5 protein-coding genes are annotated in these 7,352 nt (G+C 57.6%); 4 read left to right on the plus strand and 1 reads right to left on the minus strand.

Annotated features, from left to right (window positions below; translation table 11 throughout):
* Positions 1-140 precede the first annotated feature (140 nt).
* The 4 genes from M0974_RS15075 to M0974_RS15090 are packed head-to-tail and all read left to right on the plus strand — an operon-like array spanning position 141 to position 6,380.
* Positions 141-1,397 carry a TolC family protein gene (locus M0974_RS15075; RefSeq protein WP_297838138.1) on the plus strand — a complete coding sequence of 419 codons (1,257 nt, stop codon included), beginning with the start codon at positions 141-143 and terminating at the stop codon, positions 1,395-1,397.
* Entirely contained in the window at positions 1,394-2,878 is a 1,485-nt protein-coding gene (locus tag M0974_RS15080) for an efflux RND transporter periplasmic adaptor subunit (RefSeq protein WP_297838141.1), read from the plus strand. The genes M0974_RS15075 and M0974_RS15080 overlap by 4 nt, the downstream gene beginning before the upstream one ends.
* Positions 2,875-6,033, plus strand: a complete 3,159-nt coding sequence (locus tag M0974_RS15085; protein WP_297838144.1) for an efflux RND transporter permease subunit — start codon at positions 2,875-2,877, stop codon at positions 6,031-6,033. Before M0974_RS15080 ends, M0974_RS15085 begins: the two co-directional genes overlap by 4 nt.
* Positions 6,030-6,380 (plus strand): copper-binding protein, encoded by a 351-nt coding sequence (locus M0974_RS15090; protein ID WP_297838147.1) that lies wholly within the window; start codon positions 6,030-6,032, stop codon positions 6,378-6,380. The genes M0974_RS15085 and M0974_RS15090 overlap by 4 nt, the downstream gene beginning before the upstream one ends.
* Before the next feature lie 591 nt (positions 6,381-6,971).
* On the opposite strand, the gene M0974_RS15095 is transcribed toward M0974_RS15090, so the two are convergent.
* The coding region (locus M0974_RS15095; protein ID WP_297838151.1) for a DUF1932 domain-containing protein at positions 6,972-7,352 on the minus strand (381 nt) is incomplete at its 5' end.

The raw sequence follows: 7,352 nt of genomic DNA on the forward strand, positions 1-7,352 counted from the left end.
ACAGACCCCGTCCGGGGTATGGCGACCGCCTCGCGTTTGATTCCTGTCCCACATTTGAGCCTCATTCCGCGTTAGCGGGATGGACTAGCTGCGCGCATGTCTTTTGACGCGCGCAGTGGATGATCACAGGAATCGTAAACATGAACTCCACGTGCTATTGCACAGGTTGGTCCTTTGTGGCCGGCCTGGCGGCAAGCGTACTGGCATTGCCGAGCCTCGCTGCCGCATTGACACTCGACGAAGCGCTGCGGCTGGCCGAAAACAATGCGCCGTCACTGACCGCTCAAGACGCGAAAATTCAGGCTGCCACCAGCGCAGCTATTCCAGCCGGTGAATTGCCTGACCCCAAACTACTGCTGGGCGTGCAGAACTATCCCATCGGCGGTGCGGATCGCTGGAGCCTCGACCAAGACTTCATGACCATGCAAATGGTCGGGATCCGGCAGGAAATGCCCAACAGCGACAAACGCAAAGCGCGCATTGAGGTCGCCGATGCCACCGTTGATCGAGCGGCAGCAGAGCGCCAGATCGAACGCCTGAACGTACGCCAATCCACGGCGTTGGCCTGGATCAGCAGCTATTCGGTTGAGCGCAAAGATGCGTTGTTCCAGGACTTGTACAAAGAAAACCGCCTGCTGTCCGACACCGTCCGAGCCCAGATTGCCGGTGGCCGGGCTCAACCCGCCGATGCGGTGACACCCAAGCAAGAAGCGGCTCAACTGGCAGAGCAGCAGGATGATCTGATTCGCCAGCGCGCACAGGCCCGAGCGGCCCTCAAGCGCTGGATTGGCTCCGCAGCCAACGATAAGCCTGTGGGCCGCTTGCCGGAATGGCCCGTCGACACCTCGGGCTACGCCCACAAGCTGCAACACCACCCAGAGTTGGCAGCGTTTGCACCGATGACCCGCGAAGCGCAAGCCAAGGTCCGTGAAGCCGAGGCGCAGAAGCAGTCGGACTGGAGTTGGGAACTTGACTATCAACATCGTGGCCGACAGTTCGGCGATATGGTCAGCGTGCAACTTTCATGGGACTTGCCGCTATTTCCTGGCTCTCGGCAAAACCCCAGAGTTGCGGCCAAACAGGCTGAACTCAGCCAGCTTGAGGCCGAACGCGAAGCCCTGTCACGCGAGCACACCCAGCAGTTGGAGGACGAACTGGCCGACTATGAGCGCCTGAATCGTGCCGTGCGTCGAAACCAGGAAAGCCTGTTGCCGCTGGCCAAGGAAAAGGTCGACCTCAGCATGGCCAGTTACCGCGCCGGCAAAGGCGACTTGAATTCAGTTGTTGCCGCCCGACGTGAACTCATCGAGGCCCGCCTCAAACAGATCGACGTGGAAGAGCAGCGAGCGCTGACCAGTGCGCGTCTGTATTTCGCTTATGGGGAGGCCAGCCGATGAACCTTAAAAAATGGAACGGGACATTGCTGGTTTGCATCTCTTTGGCATTGGGTGTTGCCGGCGGTTACGGGTTCGCTCACCAGCGCATGAGCGGAGTGCCGGCTACCGCTCCTGAGCAGAGCCTTAACTCACCGGAAGAACGCAAGGCGCTGTATTGGTATGACCCAATGTATCCGCAGCAAAAGTTCGATAAGCCGGGTAAGTCGCCCTTCATGGATATGCAACTGATCCCTCAGTACGCCGATGGCGCAGGGGATCGTGCGACAGTCAGTATCGATCCGAGTCTGACCCAGAATCTCGGTGTGCGTTTTGCGACAGTCACCCGTGGGGTCTTTGATTCCAGTCTCGATGTAACAGGTGTCTTGGCGTTCAACGAGCGTGATGTCGCTGTGATTCAGGCACGCACCAGCGGATTTGTGGAGCGAGTCTATGCCCATGCGCCAGGCGATGTGCTCAAAGCCAATGCGCCGTTGGCGGATATTCTGGTACCCGAGTGGGCCGCGGCTCAGACAGAGTTCCTTGCACTGAAGCGCAACGGTGATGCTGACCTGATGGCTGCGGCTCGCCAGCGACTAAGGCTCACAGGGATGCCGGCAACGCTGATAACTCAGGTAGAGCGTGTCGGTAAGGTCCAGCCCTACCTGACACTCACCAGCCCCATTGCCGGTGTGCTGCAAGAGTTGAACGTACGCGCGGGTATGACCGTGGCGGCGGGCGAAACGCTGGCACGCGTCAATGGCTTGAGTAGTGTCTGGTTAGCCGTGGCCGTTCCAGAGTCAGAGACTGGATCAATCACTGTGGGGCAGGGGGTCGAAGCGCGCCTGCCAGCCTTCCCAGGAACAATGCTCAATGGCAAGGTGAGCGCGATTTTGCCCGAAACCAATCCGGACACCCGCACCCTTCGCGTGCGGGTGGAACTACCCAATCCGGATGGCCGCCTCAGACCGGGTTTGACGGCTCAGGTACGGCTGAACCGGTCAACTGGGCAAAGTGTGTTGTGGGTGCCGAGCGAGACAGTCATTCGCACTGGCCGACGTGCCTTGGTGATGCTCGCCGAAGACGCTGGCCGCTACCGTCCCGTGGAAGTGCAACTCGGGCAGGAAAGCGATGGCAAGACGGCAATATTGAAAGGTTTGGAAGAAGGCCAGAAGGTGGTTACGTCTGGCCAGTTCTTGCTCGACTCGGAGGCCAGTCTTAAGGGCATTGTTGCCAGCATGGAGGACGACTCGCCGCCTAGCGTAGCAGCGTCCAGCCTTCATGAAGCGGACGGGCAGATCGTTGAGATCAACGACAAAGAAGTCACGCTCGCCCATGGCCCCTTCAAGACCCTGGGCATGCCCGGCATGACGATGACTTTCCCACTCGCCAATCCGGCTCTGATGCAGGGCCTCAAAACGGGCGACAAGGTTCGGATCGCGGTGAGTCAGACCGATGATGGTTTGCGTGTTGAGCGTCTGAGCAAATCGGGGAGCCAGCCATGATCGCCGCCCTCATCCGTTGGTCCGTGGCCAACCGAATCCTGGTGCTACTGGCGACGCTGTTCGTCACGGCTTGGGGCATCTGGTCGGTGCAGAACACGCCCATTGATGCACTGCCAGACTTGTCCGATGTGCAGGTGATTATCCGGACTCCTTACCCAGGACAAGCGCCGCAAATTGTCGAGAATCAGGTCACCTACCCGTTGGCCACCACCATGCTCTCGGTTCCGGGAGCCAAGACCGTGCGTGGTTATTCCTTCTTCGGCGACAGCTTCGTTTACGTGCTGTTTGAAGACGGCACTGACTTGTACTGGGCCCGCTCGCGGGTGTTGGAGTACCTGAGCCAAATACAAAGTCGGTTGCCGGCCAGCGCCAAGCCGGCATTGGGGCCGGATGCGACGGGAGTGGGCTGGATCTATCAGTACGCACTGGTGGATCGCAGTGGCGGATACGATCTGGCGCAGCTTCGCGCTCTTCAGGACTGGTTCCTCAAGTTCGAACTCAAGACCCTGCCAAACGTTGCGGAAGTGGCTACGGTGGGTGGCATGGTCAAGCAGTACCAAGTTCAGCTTGATCCACTCAAACTGGCCAACCTCGGTATCACTCAGGCTGAGGTAACTGAAGCTATCGGCAAGGCCAACCAGGAAACCGGTGGTGCCGTGCTGGAGATGGCCGAGACCGAGTTCATCGTGCGTGCTTCCGGCTACCTGAAGACGCTCAATGACTTTCGGGCGATCCCACTAAAGTTGGGTTCGGGTGGTGTGCCGGTGACACTTGGCGATGTCTCCACGATCCAGTTGGGTCCGGAAATGCGGCGCGGCATCACTGAACTCGATGGCGAAGGCGAGACTGTCGGCGGCGTAGTGATTTTGCGTAGCGGCAAGAACGCTCGCGAGACCATTGCTGCGGTCAAGACTAAACTCGACGAGCTGAAAAGCAGCCTGCCAGCCGGGGTAGAAATCGTTACCACCTACGACCGCAGCAAGCTGATCGACCGGGCTGTAGAAAACCTCAGCCACAAACTGCTCGAAGAGTTCCTCGTCGTCGCGTTGGTCTGCGGGATCTTTCTCTGGCATTTACGTTCATCCCTTGTTGCGATCATTTCGTTGCCGGTGGGGGTGCTTATTGCCTTCATCGTCATGCGCTACCAAGGGATCAACGCCAATATCATGTCTTTGGGTGGGATCGCGATCGCCATCGGTGCGATGGTCGACGCTGCCGTGGTAATGATTGAAAACGCCCACAAAAAGGTTGAGGCCTGGCACGTGGCCAATCCTGGGGAGGAACTGAAGGGGGAGCGTCATTGGCACGTGATTACCGAAGCGGCGGCTGAGGTAGGACCAGCACTGTTCTTCTGTTTGTTGATCATTACCCTGTCGTTCATTCCGGTTTTTACCTTGGAAGCACAAGAGGGACGGCTGTTCGGCCCACTGGCTTTCACCAAAACCTACGCCATGGCCGCAGCGGCTGGATTGTCAGTGACCTTGGTGCCAGTGCTGATGGGCTACTGGATTCGAGGACGAATTCCCAGTGAACAACAGAACCCGTTGAACCGTTGGTTGATCAGGATCTATCAGCCAGCCTTGGACGCGGTGCTGCGTCGTCCCAAAGTCACGTTACTGGTAGCGCTATTGGTTTTTCTCAGTGCGCTATGGCCAATGTCTCGCCTGGGTGGCGAGTTTCTTCCACCCCTGGACGAGGGTGATTTGCTCTATATGCCTTCTGCTCTGCCAGGATTATCGGCGCAGAAAGCGGCGCAACTGCTGCAACAGACCGACCGCCTGATCAAGACGGTGCCCGAAGTCGAACACGTTTTCGGTAAAGCAGGACGTGCCGAAACCGCCACCGACCCGGCACCGCTGGAAATGTTCGAAACCACTATCCAGTTCAAACCACATGAGCAATGGCGTCCAGGAATGACCCAGGAAAAGCTCGTGGAAGAGCTGGATCTCGTGGTACGTGTGCCTGGCTTAACCAACATTTGGATACCGCCAATTCGTAACCGCATCGATATGCTGGCGACAGGTATCAAGAGCCCCATCGGAGTGAAAGTTGCCGGCACCAATCTGACGGAAATTGATGCCGTCACCCAGGCGGTCGAGCGAGTAGCCAAGGACGTGCCCGGTGTCAGTTCGGCTCTGGCCGAGCGACTGACCGGTGGCCGCTATATCGATGTGGATATCGACCGCAAAGCCGCCGCCCGCTACGGACTGAATATCGCCGATGTGCAGTCCATCGTGGCCGGCGCTATCGGCGGTGAAAACGTCGGGGAAACCATTGAAGGGCTCGCACGCTTCCCGATTAGCGTGCGCTATCCACGGGAGTGGCGTGATTCCCTTGGCGCCTTGGAGCAATTACCGATTTACACCCCGTTAGGCAGTCAGATCACCCTTGGCACTGTGGCGAAGGTCAAGGTCAGCGACGGTCCGCCGATGCTCAAAAGCGAGAACGCAAGGCCTTCAGGCTGGGTGTATATCGATGTGCGTGGTAGGGACATTGCCTCGGTAGTCGCCGATCTGCGCCGGGTGGTCAATGAGCAGGTCAAGTTGCAGCCTGGCATGAGCCTGAGCTACTCAGGACAGTTCGAGTTTCTGGAGAGGGCCAACGCACGACTCAAACTGGTGGTGCCTGCCACGCTGCTGATCATTTTCGTGTTGCTCTACCTGACTTTTTCCCGCTTGGATGAGGCCTTGCTGATCATGGCCACTCTGCCATTCGCACTCACTGGCGGGGCGTGGTTCCTCTATCTGTTGGGATTCAACCTGTCGGTCGCTACAGGTGTCGGCTTTATCGCTTTGGCCGGTGTTTCTGCCGAATTCGGTGTGATCATGCTGCTCTATCTGAAGAACGCTTGGGCCGAACGTGAAGACCTCGGCGACAGCACTGAGCGCGGCCTGGTTACGGCGATTCGTGACGGCGCTGTGCAGCGAGTTCGACCTAAAGCCATGACCGTGGCCGTCATCATTGCGGGCCTGTTACCCATCCTGTTGGGCAGCGGAACCGGCAGCGAGGTGATGAGCCGTATTGCTGCCCCCATGGTCGGCGGCATGGTTACAGCCCCCTTACTTTCATTGTTTGTCATTCCGGCAGCCTATCGTTTGATGCGCCGTCGGCACCTCTCTGTTGATCCCTCCACCCCTCAAGGAAAAGTCGTATGAAACTGACCCTGATTGCAGTTGCTAGCACCGTAGTTACGCTGTCTCTTTCTGCCCTGGCAGAGGACATGTCGGGTATGAAAATGGACGGTATGGAGGGCAGGCAAATGAAGCAGGAAACAAAGCAGGCGCCAGTCGCCAACGCGGAGGGGACGATCAAGGCTATCGATACGACGAAACATACAGTGACCATCTCTCACGGCGCTGTTCCAGCCGTGCAATGGCCGCCGATGACCATGGCCTTTTCAGTAACGGAAGGCCAGCTAACAGGGCTGACGGCCGGAGACCGCGTAGCGTTTTCCTTTTTGCTAGAGGGTGGCAGAGCTACGATTGTATCCATCAAAAAGTGAAGTAGCGGTGGTGGAAGTGGCCGGTGCGATTTGTTTCGCCGGCCATTACTGGTAAATCCGCACGTTCTTACTATCGCCATCGGGTTAAGGCCTGATCTGAACAAGCAGTCGTCGGCAATTAATATTCGAATCAATGGTTTTCACCGGTCGTAGTCCCGGTGAGTCCCTTGGGGCGGCCGCCTCAAATAGGTTCGCCCCCACGGGTAGTCTGATTCATGGATTGGAGTTCTAGTATTCCATTGAGATCTGTTTCATTGGCGCGAATAACCACCAGGTCCGGATTGCTCATCTGTAATGACTCCGCGAACTTTCAATAAGGGTGTTTTGATGGTGTTTCCGCGAATGTTAGTGCATTCCCATGGGTAACGGCTTTTGGCCGTTACCTGTCTGATGCGATGGGCGGGAGCCGGCCAAGAGCGGACTGTTAACATTCCCAGTGCTTAATGTATCGCGCGGGTACTGGATACCGGAAGTGCACACCATAGGCAGTGGCTCAGCTCTCAGGCCAAGCCACTAGAAGAGATTCAAGCACAAGGCCCTTGCACCTGGATCAAGTACCTGGCCCTATCTATCCTCAAAAACAGGGACTTTTTACCGGCTGATCCCGTTCGCTTTGAAGAGCCATTCAAACGCCTGCTCCAATGTTGGCGCCGTTGTATCCAACGGGCTCGAACTGATCTGCTCGGCCGTGCGCTGGAACAAATCTTTTACGCCCGGCAGCACCGAGACCGGCATATCTGCGGCTCGCAACTGCCGCTCTGCCTCTTCGACTTCTTTCAGGCGACGTGGCGCATGTATCACGTGCGTGCGGATCAAAGCACCGAGGAAGTCCCGCAGACTTGCTTGATCAATGTCGCTCAACGCGTCATGCAATTTGTCGGTCACCCCCTGTTTTTCTGCGGCCATGAAGCACTCGATCGTTAGCGCTTCCAGCCCTTTGGTAAACACGCTTCGCAGGATTTTAAGAGCAGC

The organism is Pseudomonas sp. (assembly GCF_026224925.1).
In the GTDB taxonomy this organism is placed as follows: Bacteria; Pseudomonadota; Gammaproteobacteria; order Pseudomonadales; family Pseudomonadaceae; genus Aquipseudomonas.